General features: G+C 68.5%; 17 protein-coding genes. 15 read left to right on the top strand and 2 right to left on the bottom strand.

Features of this window, described 5'->3' with window-relative positions; genetic code table 11:
• Window positions 1-8: 8 nt before the first annotated feature.
• Window positions 9-908: a DUF3105 domain-containing protein gene (locus ABI214_RS05275; protein WP_348606846.1), complete on the bottom strand. Its 900-nt coding sequence runs from the start codon at window positions 906-908 to the stop codon at window positions 9-11.
• A 167-nt stretch (window positions 909-1,075) separates the two neighbouring features.
• On the opposite strand from ABI214_RS05275, the gene argS reads away from it, so the two are divergent.
• The 8 genes from argS to prfA all read left to right on the top strand — a co-directional run bounded on the left by argS (window position 1,076) and on the right by prfA (window position 11,525).
• Window positions 1,076-2,728, top strand: coding sequence for an arginine--tRNA ligase (gene argS / locus ABI214_RS05270; protein ID WP_348606843.1), 1,653 nt, complete (start codon window positions 1,076-1,078; stop codon window positions 2,726-2,728).
• Window positions 2,725-4,146, top strand: a complete 1,422-nt coding sequence (gene lysA, locus ABI214_RS05265; protein WP_348606840.1) for a diaminopimelate decarboxylase — start codon at window positions 2,725-2,727, stop codon at window positions 4,144-4,146. The genes argS and lysA overlap by 4 nt, the downstream gene beginning before the upstream one ends.
• Window positions 4,143-5,456, top strand: coding sequence for a homoserine dehydrogenase (locus tag ABI214_RS05260; protein WP_348606837.1), 1,314 nt, complete (start codon window positions 4,143-4,145; stop codon window positions 5,454-5,456). The genes lysA and ABI214_RS05260 overlap by 4 nt, the downstream gene beginning before the upstream one ends.
• Window positions 5,453-6,544 (top strand): threonine synthase, encoded by a 1,092-nt coding sequence (thrC, locus tag ABI214_RS05255; RefSeq protein WP_348606834.1) that lies wholly within the window; start codon window positions 5,453-5,455, stop codon window positions 6,542-6,544. Before ABI214_RS05260 ends, thrC begins: the two co-directional genes overlap by 4 nt.
• Window positions 6,545-6,579: 35 nt before the next feature.
• On the top strand, window positions 6,580-7,512 hold the full coding sequence (gene thrB, locus ABI214_RS05250) for a homoserine kinase (protein WP_348606830.1): 933 nt from the start codon (window positions 6,580-6,582) through the stop codon (window positions 7,510-7,512).
• Between the two features lie 327 nt (window positions 7,513-7,839).
• The gene (rho, locus tag ABI214_RS05245; protein WP_348606828.1) at window positions 7,840-9,903 is read left to right on the top strand and encodes a transcription termination factor Rho; all 2,064 of its coding nucleotides are present in this window, start codon (window positions 7,840-7,842) and stop codon (window positions 9,901-9,903) included.
• A 159-nt stretch (window positions 9,904-10,062) separates the two neighbouring features.
• Window positions 10,063-10,296: a 50S ribosomal protein L31 gene (gene rpmE, locus ABI214_RS05240; RefSeq protein ID WP_348606825.1), complete on the top strand. Its 234-nt coding sequence runs from the start codon at window positions 10,063-10,065 to the stop codon at window positions 10,294-10,296.
• A 149-nt stretch (window positions 10,297-10,445) separates the two neighbouring features.
• Window positions 10,446-11,525: a peptide chain release factor 1 gene (gene prfA, locus ABI214_RS05235; protein WP_348606822.1), complete on the top strand. Its 1,080-nt coding sequence runs from the start codon at window positions 10,446-10,448 to the stop codon at window positions 11,523-11,525.
• Between the two features lie 6 nt (window positions 11,526-11,531).
• On the opposite strand, the gene ABI214_RS05230 is transcribed toward prfA, so the two are convergent.
• Window positions 11,532-11,939: an amidohydrolase gene (locus ABI214_RS05230; RefSeq protein ID WP_348606819.1), complete on the bottom strand. Its 408-nt coding sequence runs from the start codon at window positions 11,937-11,939 to the stop codon at window positions 11,532-11,534.
• Window positions 11,940-12,080: 141 nt separating this feature from the next.
• Here ABI214_RS05230 and prmC point away from each other — a divergent pair, with 141 nt between their 5' ends.
• From prmC to ABI214_RS05195, 7 genes are all read left to right on the top strand, one after another.
• Window positions 12,081-12,974, top strand: coding sequence for a peptide chain release factor N(5)-glutamine methyltransferase (gene prmC, locus ABI214_RS05225; protein ID WP_348606816.1), 894 nt, complete (start codon window positions 12,081-12,083; stop codon window positions 12,972-12,974).
• A 33-nt stretch (window positions 12,975-13,007) separates the two neighbouring features.
• On the top strand, window positions 13,008-13,670 hold the full coding sequence (locus ABI214_RS05220) for an L-threonylcarbamoyladenylate synthase (RefSeq protein WP_348606813.1): 663 nt from the start codon (window positions 13,008-13,010) through the stop codon (window positions 13,668-13,670).
• 63 nt (window positions 13,671-13,733) lie between these two features.
• Window positions 13,734-14,912, top strand: a complete 1,179-nt coding sequence (locus ABI214_RS05215) for a glycosyltransferase family 4 protein (protein WP_348606810.1) — start codon at window positions 13,734-13,736, stop codon at window positions 14,910-14,912.
• A 51-nt stretch (window positions 14,913-14,963) separates the two neighbouring features.
• Window positions 14,964-15,428 carry a hypothetical protein gene (locus ABI214_RS05210; protein ID WP_348611291.1) on the top strand — a complete coding sequence of 155 codons (465 nt, stop codon included), beginning with the start codon at window positions 14,964-14,966 and terminating at the stop codon, window positions 15,426-15,428.
• A 388-nt stretch (window positions 15,429-15,816) separates the two neighbouring features.
• A complete protein-coding gene (atpB, locus tag ABI214_RS05205) occupies window positions 15,817-16,596 on the top strand; it encodes a F0F1 ATP synthase subunit A (RefSeq protein WP_348606807.1) in 780 nt (259 codons plus the stop codon).
• A 70-nt stretch (window positions 16,597-16,666) separates the two neighbouring features.
• The gene (locus tag ABI214_RS05200; RefSeq protein WP_280760776.1) at window positions 16,667-16,921 is read left to right on the top strand and encodes an ATP synthase F0 subunit C; all 255 of its coding nucleotides are present in this window, start codon (window positions 16,667-16,669) and stop codon (window positions 16,919-16,921) included.
• A 7-nt stretch (window positions 16,922-16,928) separates the two neighbouring features.
• On the top strand, window positions 16,929-17,489 hold the full coding sequence (locus tag ABI214_RS05195) for a F0F1 ATP synthase subunit B (RefSeq protein WP_280760775.1): 561 nt from the start codon (window positions 16,929-16,931) through the stop codon (window positions 17,487-17,489).
• Window positions 17,490-17,494 lie beyond the last annotated feature (5 nt).

Here is a 17,494-nt window from a genome sequence, read left to right as displayed (position 1 = left end):
GTCATCCGTCAGCCGTTGCCGCCGGCGCCGGGCTGCGGTGCGCCCGCCGGGAGCTGCATGTCGGTCGGAAGACCGGCGCCGCCACCGACCTCGCTGGTGTCCGGCGTGAGGCCGGCACCGCTCATCGCGACGGCGTCCGGGCCCGGTGCGGTCGGATCGAACGGCGGCGGGTTCTTGGGATCGAACGAGTCGGGGATCGTCGAGCAGCTGGCGCCGACCTCGGGGTACGCGTAGCGGTTCAGGCGCAGCGCGGCGATGAACTGGTCGATGCGCTTGTCGTCGGAGCTGTCGAGCTTGAGCTGGTGGCCCCACGACTGCAGCGAGATCGGGGTGTCGAGGCCGGGGTACGGCGACATCAGCATGTAGCCGGAGTTCTTCTCCACCCGGTCCGCGAGCTGCTGGCGCTGATCGTCACTGACCTTGTCCGGGTTGTACGCGATCCAGATGGCGCCGTGCTCGAGCGAATGGACGGCGTTCTCGCTGCGGATCGGCTCGGGGTACACGGTGCTCATGCACGTCGCCCAGATCGCGTCGTGCGGCCCGCCGAACGGGGGCGTCTGGTCGTAGGCGACCCGTTGCGTCGGCTGCACGTGCATGCCGGCCGGGTAGTCGACCTTGACGACGCCATCGATCGCGGTCGACGGATCCTGGTTGGCGGCGGACGGCGCGAACTTGTCCGCCTCCTCCTTCGCCTGGTACTTCGGCGCGAGGTTGACGGCGAGGACGGCGATGAGAGCGACGACCGCCACGACGGCGCCGATGGTCAGCCAGGGCAGCTGGCGCGTCGTGCTACCTCCGCGCTTGGCCGCGGGCACGCCGCCCTTCTGCTTGGCCGCCTTGATGGCCTTGGCTGACTTGGCCCCAGTGTTCTTGCTGCCGGGACCGCGATTTTCCGAACCGCTGGGCATCGATGAGTGCTCTTTCGGTGATTGGACAAGGGCGTCCCCGAGGGGTATTGGGCCTCGTGGGCTCAATCACTGTACGTTCCCACCCTGAGGGAAACCTGGGAGAGGCCGATCCTGGTAATCGGCACTGGTTATCCGGCCCTGCGCCCCACGCAATAAGATGGACTCCTGTGACTCCAGCCGACCTTGCCGAACTGCTCCGAGGAACCGCCGCGAAGGTGCTCGCCGAGCACGGACTCGACGTTTCCGTACTGCCCGCGACACTCACGGTCGAGCGTCCCCGCAACCCCGAGCACGGTGACTACGCCACCAATGTGGCGATGCAGGTCGCCAAGAAGGCCGGCACCAATCCGCGCGATCTGGCCACGTGGCTGGCGGCGGCCCTGACGGCGGCCGACGGCATCGACTCGGCCGAGGTGGCGGGCCCGGGCTTCCTCAACATCCGCCTCGCTGCCGACGCCCAGGGTGCGATCGTCGCGAAGGCGCTCGCGGAGGGTGCGTCCTACGGCGCGGGCGACGCGCTCGCAGGTAAGCGCATCAACCTCGAGTTCGTCTCGGCGAACCCCACCGGTCCCATCCACCTCGGTGGTACCCGCTGGGCGGCGGTCGGCGACGCCCTCGGCCGGATCCTGACCACCCAGGGCGCGGACGTGACCCGGGAGTACTACTTCAACGACCACGGCGCCCAGATCGACCGCTTCACGCGCTCGCTCATCGCCGCGGCCAAGGGCGAGCCGGCACCCGAGGACGGCTACGCCGGCGACTACATCGTCGACATCGCCGCCGAGGTGCAGAAGCAGGCCCCCGGCGCCCTCGACCTGCCCGAGACCGAGAGTCACGAGACCTTCCGGTCCATCGGCGTCGAGCTGATGTTCGCGCACATCAAGCGCACCCTGCACGAGTTCGGCGTCGACTTCGACGTCTACTTCCACGAGAACTCGCTGTTCGAGTCGGGCGCGGTGGAGCAGGCCGTCGAAACCCTCAAGGGTTCGGGCAACCTGTACCACGAGGACGGTGCGTGGTGGCTCAAGAGCACCGACTTCGGTGACGACAAGGATCGCGTCGTCATCAAGTCCGACGGGAACGCCGCGTACATCGCCGGCGACATCGCCTACTTCCAGAACAAGCGCGCCCGCGGCTTCGACCTGTGCATCTACATGCTCGGCGCCGACCACCACGGATACATCGGCCGCCTCAAGGCCGCGGCCGCCGCGTTCGGCGACGATCCCGACACCGTCGAGGTCATGATCGGCCAGATGGTCAACCTCGTCCGCGCGGGCGTCGCGGTGAAGATGAGCAAGCGTGCCGGCACCGTCATCACCCTCGACGACCTGGTCGAGGCGATCGGCGTCGACGCCGCCCGCTACTCGCTGGTGCGCTCGTCGGTGGACCAGAGCATCGACATCGATCTCGAGCTGTGGACGAGCACCAGCAACGAGAACCCGGTGTACTACGTCCAGTACGCGCACGCGCGCCTGTGCTCGATCGCACGCAACGCCGCCGACCTGGGGCTGAGCTCGCAGGACCCGAACCTGGGCTTGCTCACCCACGACCGCGAGGGCGACCTGATCCGCACGATCGGCGAGTACCCGCGCGTCGTCGCGAAGGCCGCCGAGCTGCGTGAGCCGCACCGCATCGCGCGGTACCTCGAGGAGCTCGCGGGTACCTACCACCGCTTCTACGATGCGTGCCGCATCCTGCCGCAGGGTGACGAGGAGGCCACCGACCTGACCACCGCTCGTCTGGCGCTGTGCGACGCGTCGCGTCAGGTCCTCGCGAACGGCCTCGAGCTGCTCGGCGTCAGCGCCCCGGAGCGCATGTGAACGCGCACCCCGCCGGACCCCGGCACGCCGAGATCCAGCACGCCCCCGGGCTGCCCCCGCGTCCCGTGACGTCGTCCGAGATGACGACGCTGCCCGCGCAGGTGTGGCCTCGCGGAGCCGAGCGCGGCGAGGACGGCGTCGTGCGCCTCGCCGGCGTCCCGGTCACCGAGCTCGCCGAGAAGTACGGCACCCCGCTGTTCGTGATCGACGAGGACGACTTCCGCTCCCGCTGCCGCGAGATGGCGAGCGCGTTCGGCGGCGCCGAGCGTGTGCACTACGCGTCCAAGGCGTTCCTGTCGGCCGAGATCGCGCGCTGGGTGCGCGACGAGGGCCTGTCGATGGACGTCGCGTCCGGCGGTGAACTTGCCGTCGCGCTGCACGCCGGGTTCCCGGCCGAGCGGATCACGATGCACGGCAACAACAAGTCCGTCGCCGAGCTCGAGACCGCGGTCGCCGCGGGCGTCGGGCACATCGTGCTCGACTCGATGGTCGAGATCGACCGCCTCGACGAGGTCGCGGCCCGCCACGGCGTCGTGCAGGACGTCCTGATCCGGATCACCGTCGGCGTCGAGGCCCACACGCACGAGTTCATCGCGACCGCGCACGAGGACCAGAAGTTCGGCTTCTCGCTGTCCGGCGGCAAGGCGATGGCCGCCGCCTCACGGGTCTTCGCCACCGACAACCTGCGCCTGGTCGGTCTGCACAGCCACATCGGCTCGCAGATCTTCGAGGTCGACGGCTTCGAGTTGGCGGCGCACCGCGTCATCGGCCTGATGCGTGAGATCGTCGACCGCTTCGGTACCGAGAAGACGGCGCAACTGTCGATCGTCGACCTCGGTGGCGGTCTCGGCATCTCGTACCTGTCCAGCGACAATCCGCCCCCGGTCGACGAGCTCGCGGGCAAGCTCGCGCACATCGTCGCGACCGAGTCGAAGGCGGCGGGCCTGCCGGTTCCGACCCTCATGGTGGAACCCGGCCGCGCCATCGCGGGTCCCGGCACCGTCACGCTGTACGAGGTCGGCACCATCAAGGACGTCACGCTCGACGCCGGTGCGACCCGCCGATACATCAGTGTCGACGGCGGAATGAGCGACAACATTCGCACGTCGCTGTACCAGGCGGAATACGATGCCCGTCTGGTCTCGCGCGACAGCGAGGGCGAGCCGGTGGTTGCGCGTGTCGTGGGCAAACACTGTGAGAGCGGTGACATCGTCATCCGCGACGTGTGGATGCCCGACGATCTCGGTCCCGGAGATCTGCTCGCGGTCGCCGCGACCGGCGCATACTGCTACTCGATGTCGAGCCGCTACAACCTGCTCGCGCGACCCGCGGTGGTGGCGGTGCGGGACGGTGCTTCGCGCCTAATCTTGCGTAGGGAAACTGTCGAAGATCTGCTCAGCTTGGAGGTTACGGAGTGACCAGCGAATCGGCGCAGCGCGCCATCGGGGTGGCTGTTCTCGGCCTCGGGACCGTGGGCAGCGAGGTGGCCCGGATCATCCGGGAACACTCGTCGGACCTCGAGGCCCGAGTCGGTGCGCGCCTGGAACTGCGCGGTGTGGCTGTGCGCCGCATCGACGGCGATCGTGGCGTGCCGCAGGAACTGCTGACGACCGACGCCGAGGCGTTGGTGACCCGCGACGACGTCGACGTCGTCGTCGAGGTGATCGGCGGCATCGAATTGCCGCGCAAGTTGGTGCTCGCCGCGCTCAATGCGGGCAAGTCGGTCGTCACCGCGAACAAGGCGCTACTCGCCGAGTACACGGGTGAGCTGGCCGAGGCCGCCGAGCGGGAGAGCGTCGACCTGTACTTCGAGGCGGCGGTCGCCGGCGCGATCCCCGTGATCCGCCCGCTGACGCAGTCGCTCGCCGGTGACCGGGTCGATCGCGTGCTCGGCATCGTGAACGGCACCACCAACTTCATCCTGTCCGCGATGGACGAGACCGGTGCCGACTACGCGGAGACGCTCGCCGAGGCCGGACGCCTGGGCTACGCCGAGGCCGACCCGACCGCCGACGTCGAGGGCTTCGACGCCGCGTCGAAGGCCGCGATCCTCGCGTCGATCGCGTTCCACACCCGCGTCACCGCCGGTGACGTGTACCGCGAGGGCATCTCGAAGATCAGTGCCGCGGACCTCGACGCCGCCAAGTCGCTCGACTGCACCATCAAGCTGCTGTCGATCTGCGAGCGGATCGTCGACGGGGACGGCAGCGAGCGCGTCTCCGCGCGCGTCTACCCGGCCCTCGTCCCGCGCGAGCACCCCCTCGCCGGTGTGAACGGCGCGTACAACGCCGTCGTCGTCGAATCGGCCAACGCCGGTCGGCTGATGTTCTACGGCCAGGGCGCCGGCGGTGCCCCCACCGCGTCCGCGGTCATGGGCGACGTCGTGATGGCCGCCCGCAACAAGGTGCACGGCGGACGTGGCCCGCGCGAGTCCAAGTACGCGGACCTGGCCATCGCGCCTATGGGGGATATCCCCACCCGTTACTACGTCAACATGCAGGTGGCAGACCGGGCCGGCGTGCTCTCGGCGGTCTCCGCCGAGTTCGCCAAGCGTGGCGTCAGCATCTCCACGGTCCGCCAGGAGGGTGCCGGCGACGGCGCACGCCTGGTGGTCGTCACCCACCTCGCGACCGACGCGGCGCTGGCGGAAACGGTTGCCGCCCTTGCCGAACTCGAATCTGTAACCGCTGTGACCAGCGTGCTCCGACTGGAAGGTACCTCCGAATGACCGCGGCCGAGAAGAAGACCACCCCCGTCCACACCCCGTGGCCGGGACTGATCGAGGCCTACCGCGACCGGCTCGCGATCGGACCGAACTGGAAGACCGTCACGCTGCGTGAGGGCGGCACGCCGCTGCTGCCGGCCGCACACCTGTCGGAGCTCACCGGGTGCGACGTGTACCTCAAGGTCGAGGGTCTCAACCCGACCGGTTCGTTCAAGGACCGCGGCATGACGATGGCCGTCACCGACGCCCTGGCCCGCGGCCAGCGCGCCGTGCTGTGCGCGTCCACCGGCAACACCTCGGCCTCCGCCGCCGCGTACGCCGCGGTGGCGGGCATGGGCTGCGCCGTGCTGGTGCCGCAGGGCAAGATCGCGATGGGCAAGCTGGCGCAGGCCGTCATGCACGGTGCGCGAATCATCCAGGTGCAGGGCAACTTCGACGACTGCCTCGAGCTGGCGCGCAAGACCACCGCGGAGTTCCCGACGATCGGTCTGGTCAACTCGGTGAACCCGGTCCGCATCGAGGGCCAGAAGACCGCCGCGTTCGAGATCTGCGACGCGCTCGGCAAGGCGCCCGACGTGCACGCGCTGCCCGTCGGCAACGCCGGCAACATCACCGCGTACTGGCGCGGCTACTCCGAGTACTACGCGGACGGCATCACTTCGGTGCGCCCGCGGATGCTCGGCGTCCAGGCGGCCGGCGCCGCGCCGCTGGTCCAGGGTGCCCCGGTCAAGGATCCGGAGACCATCGCGACCGCGATCCGCATCGGTGCGCCCGCGTCGTGGGACGGCGCCGTGGCCGCCAAGGAGGAGTCCAACGGTGCGTTCCGTGCCGCGACCGACGAGGAGATCCTCGAGGCGTACCGCCTGATCGCCGCCACCGAAGGTGTCTTCGTCGAGCCGGCGTCCGCGGCGAGCGTCGCGGGTCTGCTCGCCGCCCGCAAGGAGGGCTGGCTGGACTCGGGCCTGACCGTCGTCTGCACCGTCACCGGCAACGGACTCAAGGATCCGGACACCGCGCTCGCGGGTATGCCTGCGGTGCAGCCGATTCCGGTCGACCCCGTCGCCGTGGCGTCGGCCCTCGAGCTGGCGTAGTGACGACGGCTCCGGACACGGCAGTGAACCAGGCGATGACTCAGACCCTCCCCACCGGACTCACGGTGACCGCGCGTGTTCCCGCTTCGAGCGCGAATCTCGGACCGGGATTCGACACGTTGGGTCTCGCGCTCGGTCTGTACGACGAGATCACTGTCACGACCACGGATTCGGGACTGACGATCCGGGTCGAGGGCGAAGGTGCGGACGACGTGCCGTGGGGTCCGTCCCACCTCGTCGTCCGCGCCATCGAGCGGGGCCTCGAGGCGGCCGGCCTGTGGGCCGACGGTCTGGACGTGGTGTGCCGGAACGCCATTCCTCACTCGCGGGGACTCGGCTCGTCGGCGTCGGCCGCGGTCGGCGGCCTGGCCGCGGCCAACGGTCTGGCTCGCAAGGCGGCGCCCGAACTGGCGCTGACCGATGCCCAGCTGGTGCAGCTGTCGTCCGAGTTCGAAGGCCACCCCGACAACGCCGCCGCCAGCGTCCTCGGCGGCGTGGTCGTGTCGTGGAGCGAGACCGAGGTCGACGACGAGTCGCAGCGTCTCTACAACGCGGTGCGGTTGTCGGTCCACCCGGACATCCGGGTCGTGGCGCTGGTCCCGTCGGAGCGGTCGTCGACCGCGCTGACCCGGGGGCTGCTGCCGGAGACCGTGCCGCATCGCGACGCGGCCTTCAACGTCAGCCGCGGCGCGCTGGCGGTGGTCGCGCTCACACAGCGTCCCGACCTGCTGATGACCGCCACCGAGGACAAGCTGCACCAGGCGCAGCGCGCGCCCGCGCTTCCGCTGACGACGCGGTGGATCGGGAAGCTCCGTGAGGCCGGGATCGCGGCCACCGTCTCGGGCGCGGGCCCGACGGTGCTGGCGCTGTCCGACCAACCGTTCCCGGACGCGCTCCGGAACGAAGCCGAGCAGGACGGACTGCGGGTCCTCGAGCTCGAGATCGCCGACGGCGTTCAGGTGAACTGAATCGGACGCGCTCAGGATCGGTTACCCATCGGTTCTTGCCGAGTAGGGCATTGGCCGCTATCCTGAGCGTGTCCGTACATCGTGCGCTTCAGACGCCGGTGCTTCACCAGGACAATCACTCCATTTCTTCGGGGGATACCTGGCATGATCCTCACGCGCTTCTCTCGCGTTGATGGATCGACAGCACTCGCCTTCTCGGGTGATGTGATGGGGGACAAGCCGAAATTCCATCCAGCGGATACGGCACATCCGAGTTCAGTTGTCGACTGAACTGCGGGACGAACCCTCGACTTTGCGCAGCGCGAGCGAGGGAAGGAAAGGACCTCCGTGACCGATACGGACCTGATTGCCACGCCTGTTCAAGATTCCCCGGCAGAGGCCGCGGGTGCCCGGGCGGGCAATCCTCCACAGACTTCTGACGCTGCACCGCGCGAGGGCGCGGTCGCCGCGTCGACCAAGCGCGCCGAGGCCCGTCGTGGCGCCGGACTCTCCGGCATGGTGCTCGCCGAGCTGCGTTCGCTCGCGGGCGAACTCGGCATCAAGGGCACCTCGGGGATGCGCAAGGGCGATCTGATCGCCGCGATCAAGGAGCGGCAGGGTGGCGCCGCCGCCAAGGCCGCCAACGGCACGCCGGCCGCCGAGGCGCCCGCCGCAGAGAAGCCGGCCGCGCGCAAGGCGCAGGCCGCATCTGCGCCCGCCGACGCCGACGCGCAGGACGCCGACGGCGACCAGGCACCGCGCCGGGGTCGTCAGCGCCGCGGGTCGTCCCGCCGCGCGGGTGCCCCCGAGCAGGCCGGTGCGGATTCCGCCGACGCCGCGTCGACGAGCACCGCAACCGAGGACGCGCCGGCTGAGAGCCGCACGGCCGAGGTCAAGGACGGCGAAGCCAAGCAGGGCGAGGCGCGCGAGCAGGGCCGCGAGCAGGGCAAGGACCAGCAGGCCGACGAGCGCGGCGAGCGCGGTGGCCGTCGTGAGCGCGGTGAGCGTGGCGAGCGCGGTGAGCGTGGCGAGCGCGGTGAGCGCGGTGGCGAGCGTGGTGACCGTGGTGACCGCGGCGAGCGTGGTGACCGTGGCGACCGCAGCCAGGGCGGCAACGGCCCGCGCGGCGAGGGCCGTGGCGAGCGCCGTGACGGCGACGACGAAGAGGGCGGTCGCGGACGGCGCGGACGTCGCTTCCGCGAGCGTCGTCGTGGTCGTGACCGCGGCGAGGCGGGCGAGGGCCGCGAGCCCGAGATCCGCGAGGACGACGTCCTGCAGCCGGTCGCCGGCATCCTCGACGTCCTCGACAACTACGCGTTCGTGCGCACGTCCGGCTACCTGGCCGGCCCGAACGACGTGTACGTCTCGATGAACCTCGTTCGCAAGAACGGCCTGCGCCGCGGTGACGCGATCACCGGCGCGGTCCGCGTCCCGCGCGAGGGCGAGCAGAGTAACCAGCGGCAGAAGTTCAACCCGCTGGTCCGCCTGGACACCGTCAACGGCCACGATCCCGAGGCCGCGCGCAAGCGTCCGGAGTTCAACAAGCTCACGCCGCTATACCCGAACCAGCGTCTGCGCCTCGAGACCACACCGAACATCCTGACGACCCGCGTGATCGACCTGGTCATGCCGATCGGCAAGGGCCAGCGTGCGCTCATCGTGTCGCCCCCGAAGGCCGGTAAGACCACCGTCCTGCAGGACATCGCGAACGCGATCTCGGTCAACAACCCCGAGTGCTACCTGATGGTCGTCCTCGTCGATGAGCGTCCGGAAGAGGTCACCGACATGCAGCGGTCGGTGAACGGCGAGGTCATCGCCTCGACGTTCGACCGCCCGCCGGCCGATCACACCTCGGTCGCCGAGCTCGCCATCGAGCGGGCGAAGCGTCTCGTGGAGGCCGGCCGTGATGTCGTGGTGCTGCTCGACTCGATCACCCGACTGGGCCGCGCGTACAACAACTCGTCGCCGGCCTCCGGGCGCATCCTCTCCGGTGGTGTCGACTCGACGGCGCTGTACCCGCCCAAGCGTTTCCTGGGTGCCGCGCGCAACATCGAGAACGGCGGCTCGCTGACGATCATCGCCTCCGCCCTGGTGGAGACCGGATCGACCGGCGACACCGTGATCTTCGAGGAGTTCAAGGGCACCGGCAACGCCGAGCTCAAGCTCGACCGCAAGATCGCCGAGCGGCGGGTGTTCCCGGCCGTCGACGTCAACCTGTCGAGTACCCGCAAGGACGAGCTCCTGATGAGCCCCGACGAGTTCGCTGTCGTGCACAAGCTGCGGCGCGTGCTGTCCGGTCTGGACACGCACCAGGCGATCGACCTGCTCGTCGACCGGCTCAAGAAGAGCAAGAGCAACGTCGAGTTCCTCATGACGGTCTCGAAGACGGCTCCGGGCTCACTCGCGGACTGATGTCCGATCGGCGCCCGTCGGGAATCTTCCCGGCGGGCGGCGCGTTTAGGAGAAGCACCGGCGATCTGGCAGAATGATCGACCGCGTGACAACTATGTCCGGTTCCGGTTCACGTCCTCGAACGGCGAGGTCGACCCGGCGGCCATTGAAAGGGACACCATGAAGGCTGGAATTCACCCCGAGTACGTTGCGACGACCGTCGTGTGCGGTTGCGGCAACACGTTCGAGACCCACAGCACGGCGACCAGCGGACGTATCAACGTCGAAGTTTGCTCGCAGTGCCACCCGTTCTACACCGGCAAGCAGAAGATCCTCGACACCGGCGGCCGCGTGGCTCGCTTCGAGGCTCGCTACGGCAAGCGTGCCCCCAAGAAGGCCGCTGCCGACCAGTAGCTGCCCCGCCGACGCCCGTCCTGCGAACCTGCAGGCCGGGCGTCGGCTTTTTTGTGCCGTCCCCGAACCCCGCTTTGCGCACTTGCCGCTGTTCGGAGGGCCTCGACAACACCGACAAGTGCGCAAATCGCGGAAAACAGGAGCCAACCATGGCAGGGACGACGCAGCCGTCGGCGATCGACGACATCCTGGCCGAGCACGCGGGTCTGGAGCAGCAGCTCGCGGATCCGGCGTTGCACAACGATCCGGCAGCGGCCCGCAAGGCGGGTAAGCGCTTCGCCGAACTCGCACCTGTCATGGCCACCTACTCCAAGCTCAAGGCCGCGCAGGAGGATCTCGAAGCCGCCCGTGAGCTGGCCGCCGACGATTCCGCGTTCGCCGCCGAGGTTCCCGTCCTCGAGGAGGCGGTGGCCGAACTCGACAAGACGCTCACCGACCTGCTCGCCCCGCGTGACCCGCACGACGCCGACGACGTGGTGCTCGAGCTCAAGTCCGGTGAAGGTGGCGAGGAGTCCGCGCTGTTCGCGTCCGACCTCGCGCGCATGTACGTCCGGTACGCCGAGCGCGCCGGGTGGCGGGTCGAGATCCTCGACGCCACCGTGTCCGACCTCGGTGGCTACAAGGACGCCACGATCTCGATCAAGTCGAAGGGCGACGTCCGTGACGGCGTCTGGTCGCGGCTCAAGTTCGAAGGTGGCGTGCACCGCGTGCAGCGCGTCCCGGTGACGGAATCGCAGGGCCGAGTCCACACGTCCGCGGCGGGTGTCCTCATCTACCCCGAGCCGGAGGAAGTCGAGGAGGTGCAGATCGACGAGACGGACCTGCGCATCGACGTCTACCGGTCGTCGGGCAAGGGTGGGCAGGGCGTCAACACCACCGACTCCGCGGTCCGCATCACTCACCTGCCGACGGGCATCGTCGTGACCTGTCAGAACGAGCGTTCGCAGCTGCAGAACAAGGCCCGCGCCATGCAGGTTCTCGCGGCGCGCCTGCAGGCGGCGGCCGAGGAGGCCGCCGACGCCGAGGCGTCCGCCGGTCGGCAGAGCCAGATCCGCACGGTCGACCGCTCCGAGCGCATCCGCACCTACAACTTCCCCGAGAACCGCATCACCGATCACCGCATCGGGTTCAAGGCGCACAACCTCGACGCCGTGCTCGACGGCGACATGGGTGCGCTGCTCGACGCCCTCGGCCAGGCCGACCGGGAGGCCCGCCTCGCCGCGGAGTGAGCGGCGTCAGGGCACGACGGTCGTCGCGACGCCGCCCTGCACGAGAACGCAGGGTTGGCCGGCGCCGTTCGTGTAGACACCGTCGAGCACGGTGACGACGGTGCCGGGTCCGGTGTCGGCGACGAACTCGGCCCGGCTGCCGTTGTTGGTGAGCGTGGCGATGCCGTTGGCGCCAGTGCTGGTGTTTGTCCACACGACCCGGCCCCCGCCGGCCGGCGGGCCCTCGGGGACGCTGATCGCCAGGCGACCACCCGGTAGGGGAGTGGCGTCGGCCGGGGCCATCCCGTTGGGGCAGATCGCAGGGGCGGGTTGCACGTTGAACGGTGCGGCGAGCGCGATCGCCGGTCCGATCGACACGGTGGCTGTGGTGAGCAATGCGGCGGCGAGAACGCGGGCCGCTGTGGCGGAGAACATGGGACGTTCCTTAGTCCGACCTCGGTCTGACGATATTCAGACCGGTCGCATTTTATCTCCGGTGGGCGCCCGAAAGACGCGATGCAAGCCGACCGGCACCTATCCGTGCTGTGTCCGTGACCGACGTGGCAGGCTGTACCCGTGAGTCGACAACCTCTCCGCCTGGCCATCATCGAGGCAGCCGCCGAGTTGGAGCGGGCGGGGGTTCCCTCGGCCCGCGTGGACGCCGAGCTGCTCGCCGCCCATCTACTGGGTGTGGAACGAACCCGTCTGGGTCTGGTGCCGCTCGTCGATCCGTCCGTCATCGAGGAGTACCGCGACCTGGTCGCCCGCCGAGCCCAGCGGATCCCGCTGCAGTACATCACCGGTTCCACGGCCATGGGCAACATCTCGCTCGAGGTGGGACCCGGTGTGTTCGTGCCCAGGCCCGAGACCGAACTACTGCTCGCGTGGGCACTCGCCCAGCTCGAGGCGTGTGGTCGACGCGCGCCGGTCGTGATGGACCTGTGCACGGGATCCGGGGCGCTTGCGCTCGCGATCGCGCACGCCCGCCCGGACGCTGTCGTGCACGCGGTGGAGCTCGAACCGCGGGCGCTGGCGTGGGCGCGACGCAATGCCGACCGTCGCGGGGCCGCCGGGGACACCCCGATCAACCTCGTGCAGGGTGACGTCACGGACCGTGGACTGCTGACCGCGCTCGAAGGCGGCGTCGACCTGATCGTGTCGAATCCGCCGTACATCCCGGAAGGTGCGGTGCTGGATCCTGAAGTGGCGGACCATGATCCGCACTCGGCGCTGTTCGGCGGCGCCGACGGTCTCTCGGTGATCAAGCCCATGGTCAACAACATCGCGCGGTGGCTGCGCATCGGCGGCGCCGTCGGCGTCGAGCACGACGACACCAACGGTGCACAGGTCGCGGAGCTGTTCCGGACCCGTCGCGTGTTCGGCCACGTGGCCGAGCATCCGGACCTCGCGGGCCGGCCCCGTTTCGTCGTGGCACAGCGCGTCGCCACCGACGTCGAGGCGGCGCGATGACGGCGGCTCGAACGTGGGTGAAAGGATGAGGGCGTGAGCACTGTCTACGACTGCAAGGATCCCGACAACCGCGAAGCAGGACTGACCGCCGCGAAGAACGCGCTCAAGGCCGGTCGGCTCGTCGTCCTCCCGACGGACACCGTGTACGGCCTGGGCGCCGACGCCTTCGACGGCGACGCCGTCGCGAGCCTGTTGCGCGCGAAGGGCCGCGGTCGCGACATGCCGGTGCCCGTCCTGGTCGGCTCGTGGACCACGATCGACGGTCTGGTCTACTCGGTGCGCCCCCAGGCCCGGGAGCTCATAAAGGCCTTCTGGCCCGGCGGCCTCAGTGTCGTTGTGCAGCAAGCACCTTCGCTTGCCTGGGACCTCGGTGACAGCCGTGGCACCGTCATGCTCCGGATGCCGCTGCACCCTGTCGCGCTCGAGTTGCTGCGCGAGGTCGGGCCGATGGCCGTCTCCAGCGCGAACATCTCCGGACGTCCCGCGGCGACGACCGTGGACGAGGCGCGGGACCAGTTGGGCGGCGCGGCCAGCGTCTACCTCGACGGCGGACCGGCCACGCACGCCGTCGCCTCGACGATCGTCGACCTCACCGCGGACGAGCCGCGGATCCTGCGCGAGGGCGCCGTTGCCACGGCCGCCGTCGCCGAGGTGCTCGGAGTCACCGCCGACAGCCTGCTCCCGGAGGGACAGTGACCGTGATCGGACGCGTCGCACTCAATCCCGTCCGCGGGCAGACGTGCCGGTAGCGTCGTCGAGGTGAGTTCTGCGGATACGGCGGTGCTGGCGCTCGCCCAGGGTGGAAATGGGGCTGGTGTCCCGCTGCGCGAACTGCTGCTCGTGCTGTTCACGGCGGCCGTGGTCACGTTCCTCGGGACGGGTGCCGTCCGGGTGGTCGCCATCCGGTTCGGGGCCGTCGCGGTGCCGCGAGATCGTGACGTGCACGTCCAGCCGATCCCGCGGCTGGGCGGGGTCGGCATGTACATCGGCATGCTCGTCGCGTTGCTCTTCGCGCAACAACTCCCCGCGCTGACGCGAGGGTTCGAGTTCACCACCGACATCAGTGCCGTCCTCGTGGCCGGTTTCGTGATCGTGTTGGTCGGGGTGATCGACGACCGCTGGGGCCTCGACGCCCTCACCAAGTTCGTCGGTCAGGTCACCGCGGCCGGGATCCTCGCGGTCATGGGGGTGAGTTGGTACATCATCTACCAGCCCTTCGGCGACACCACGGTGATCCTCGACCAACTCCAGGCCGGCTTGGTGACCGTCGCGGTGACGGTCGTGATGATCAACGCGATGAACTTCGTCGACGGACTCGACGGTCTGGCGGCCGGCCTGGGTCTCATCGCATCGCTGGCGATCTGCGCGTTCTCGGTGGGGTTGTTGCACGACCAGGGCGGCGACGTCAGCGCGTACCCACCGGCGATGATCGCGGCGGCGCTCGCCGGAGCCTGTCTCGGCTTCCTGCCGCACAATTTCCAGCCCGCGCGGATCTTCATGGGCGACTCGGGGTCGATGCTGATCGGTCTGACACTGGCCGCGGTGTCGACGAGTGCGTCGGGTCGGATCAGTCTGAGCGCGTACGGATCCCGCGATCTCGTGGGTCTGCTCACGCCGCTGCTGCTGGTCAGCGCGGTCATGTTCATTCCGATCCTCGACCTGTTGCTCGCCATCGTCCGGCGTACCCGGGCCGGCGTCAGTCCCTTCAGCCCCGACAAGATGCATCTGCATCACCGGCTGATGCAGATCGGACACTCGCACCGGCGGGTGGTCCTGTTGATCTACTTGTGGGTCGGGGTTCTCGCGTTCGGCGCCGTCGGCTCGTCCCTGATCGACCGGCGCGTGGTCGTCCTGCTCGTTGCGGCGGGACTGGTGTTCGCGCTCGTGGTGACGGCTGTGCCGTCGTGGCGGGGACTGCAAGAGGATCGTCGCCGGTAGGAGGCGTCCGTGCGGGCGGGGGCGGATGTCCTCTACCAGCGTTCCTCTAACCTGGGTTCCGTGACTTCGACACCAGAGCCGTATTCTTCCGATCCCACCGCAGCGCTCCGCCGAGGGCTCCGCTACGGCGTGCTCGGACTGCTCGTGCTCGCCGTCGGCGGTGCGATCATCGCGACCCTCTTCGCCGGTGTCGCCGGACTGTGGGGTGCGCTGCTCGGTGCCGCGGTCGGCGGCGGCTTCATCCTGTGCACGGTGCTTGCCGTCCTGCTCACCGCCAAGTTGCCCGCCACGACGGCGGGCGCGGTGCTGCTCGGGAGCTGGCTGCTCAAGATGATCCTGGCAATCGCGGTGCTCGCGATCCTCGATCCGCTCGACTTCTACAACCGTCAGGCGATGGTGATCGTGATCGTGCTGTCGCTCGTCATCGTGCTGGGTGCGGAGACGTACGGCGTGCTGCAGACGAGGGTCCCGTACGTGAGTCCGGCCGAATCCGACGAGGAGTCGGGAACCGCCTGACTGGGTCCTGCCGCAGGTTTATGGAACGTGTTTCAGAGTTCAAGGGGACCCCATCTACACAACGTCGTAGATGTCTTGATAGTCTCTGGGCCAAGCAAGTGCGCTGACGACGGGAAAGTCCAGAAATCCCGACGTGTGGCCGACGCTTGTAGGCAGCCGGGGTCGTCGGAGTTGTCCGAATATCGGATTCGGATGGAACCGCCCTCTTGTTGCCGAGTCGACGACAGTCGCCGACACCGACAGACGCCAGGACCGGTTCACCGAGTCTCCAGCTGCTGACGAATACGCGAGCCGACCTGGTCGACTTGTTAGATCGTCAATGTCCGATCGAACCGCAGACAGCGATGCCTGCGGCCGACTACGGGAGAGACCGCTGAGCGTCACCTTCATGGCCGCGGGTGAATACCATCCGCCGTCACTCGATGATTTCTACCCGCCTGCAGTGCTGTTCGAGGGCACCCCCTTCGAGCTCGATCGTCTGATGCTGATCCGTCTCCTGATGTCGGCAGTGGTCGCACTGTTCTTCATCATCGCGATGCGCAGCCCGAAGATCGTTCCGCGCGGTGTCCAGAATGTTGCCGAGTACGCGCTCGATTTCGTTCGGATCCACATCGCGGAGGACATCCTCGGCAAGGAACAGGGCAAGCGCTTCCTGCCCATCATCACGACGATCTTCTTCATCGTGCTGGCAAGTAACGTTGCGAGTGTCATTCCTTTCCTCAATATCTCGCCCAACGCGAAGATCGGGATGCCGCTCGTGCTCGCCGCGCTGGCGTACATCACGTTCAACTACGTGGGTATCAAGAAGCACGGCTTCTTCAAGTACGTCCGGTCCAGCGTCGTCGTTCCCGGCGTCCCGCCTGCGCTGCACGTGCTGCTGATCCCGATCGAGTTCCTCTCGACGTTCGTGCTCCGGCCGTTCACGCTGATGGTCCGACTCATGGCCAACATGCTCGCCGGCCACATCCTGCTGGTGCTGTTCTTCGGCGCCACGCAGTACTTCTTCTTCACCTCCGGAGGGTTCCAGGCGATCTTCGGTGTCCCGTCGATCCTCGCGGGCGTCGCCATGACCTTCTTCGAGTTGCTGGTGATCGGCCTTCAGGCTTACGTCTTCGCGCTGCTCACCGCGGTGTACATCGACCTGGCCCTGCACGCCGACTCGCACTGACAACTCACATCGATAGACCTGCCCCACCGGCCGACCGGCGGTGGGCAACAGAAAGGGAACGGAACACCAAATGAGCGTTGCGCTTCAGGCAGTCGACGTCCTCGCGCAGACTGCGGAGACCAAGTTCAAGGGTCTCGGTGCGGTCGGTTACGGCCTCGCGGCCATCGGCCCCGGCGTCGGTATCGGTATCGTCGTCGGTAAGGCGATCGAGGGCATGGTTCGTCAGCCCGAGATGGCCGGCCAGGTGCGTACCACGATGTTCCTCGGTATCGCGTTCACCGAGGCCCTGGCGCTGATCGGCCTCGTCGCCGGCTTCATCTTCTAAGAACACCATGTCAACCACCATCGCATTGCTCGCGGCCGAGGGGGAGGAACACAACCCCCTCCTGCCCGCGACGTATGACATCGTGTGGTCGATCGTCGCCCTGGTGGTCGTCGGGTTCGTCTTCTGGAAGCTTGTTCTTCCGATGTTCCAGAAGGTTCTCGCCGAGCGCACCGAGCAGATCGACGGCGGCATCAAGCGTGCCGAAGAGGCTCAGGTCGAGGCCAAGGCCGCGCTGGAGCAGTACCATGCCCAGCTCGCCGAGGCTCGCACCGAGGCCGCACAGATCCGCGAGGAAGCACGTACTCAGGGCCAGCAGATCATCTCCGAGATGAAGGCGCAGGCCCAGGAGGAGAGCGATCGCATCGTCGCCGCCGGTCACAGCCAGCTGGTCGCACAGCGCCAGCAGATCGTGACCGAGCTGCGGGCCGACCTCGGCAAGACCGCGGTCGACCTGGCCGAGAAGGTCATCGGTGAGTCGCTGGCCGACGACGTCAAGCGCGCCGGAACGGTCGATCGCTTCCTCAACGAGCTGGACGCAGTCAGCGCCGATTCCGCAGCAGGAAAGTGAGCACC

Origin of the sequence: Prescottella soli (assembly GCF_040024445.1) — a bacterium.
Classification (GTDB): domain Bacteria; phylum Actinomycetota; class Actinomycetes; order Mycobacteriales; family Mycobacteriaceae; genus Prescottella; species Prescottella soli.
The sequence above is the reverse complement of the archived record's forward strand: the minus strand, read 5'-3'. Positions and strand labels throughout refer to the sequence as shown.

What these genes read in the sequence shown, in the direction of transcription:
- rpmE (WP_348606825.1), top strand. Translation starts at nt 10,063, where the DNA reads ATGAAGGCTGGAATTCACCCCGAGTACGTTGCGACGACCGTCGTGTGC.
- atpB (WP_348606807.1), top strand. Translation starts at nt 15,817, where the DNA reads ATGGCCGCGGGTGAATACCATCCGCCGTCACTCGATGATTTCTACCCG.
- thrC (WP_348606834.1), top strand. Translation starts at nt 5,453, where the DNA reads ATGACCGCGGCCGAGAAGAAGACCACCCCCGTCCACACCCCGTGGCCG.
- thrB (WP_348606830.1), top strand. Translation starts at nt 6,580, where the DNA reads ATGACTCAGACCCTCCCCACCGGACTCACGGTGACCGCGCGTGTTCCC.
- ABI214_RS05230 (WP_348606819.1), bottom strand. Translation starts at nt 11,939, where the DNA reads ATGTTCTCCGCCACAGCGGCCCGCGTTCTCGCCGCCGCATTGCTCACC.
- ABI214_RS05275 (WP_348606846.1), bottom strand. Translation starts at nt 908, where the DNA reads ATGCCCAGCGGTTCGGAAAATCGCGGTCCCGGCAGCAAGAACACTGGG.
- ABI214_RS05200 (WP_280760776.1), top strand. Translation starts at nt 16,667, where the DNA reads ATGAGCGTTGCGCTTCAGGCAGTCGACGTCCTCGCGCAGACTGCGGAG.
- ABI214_RS05195 (WP_280760775.1), top strand. Translation starts at nt 16,929, where the DNA reads ATGTCAACCACCATCGCATTGCTCGCGGCCGAGGGGGAGGAACACAAC.
- prfA (WP_348606822.1), top strand. Translation starts at nt 10,446, where the DNA reads ATGGCAGGGACGACGCAGCCGTCGGCGATCGACGACATCCTGGCCGAG.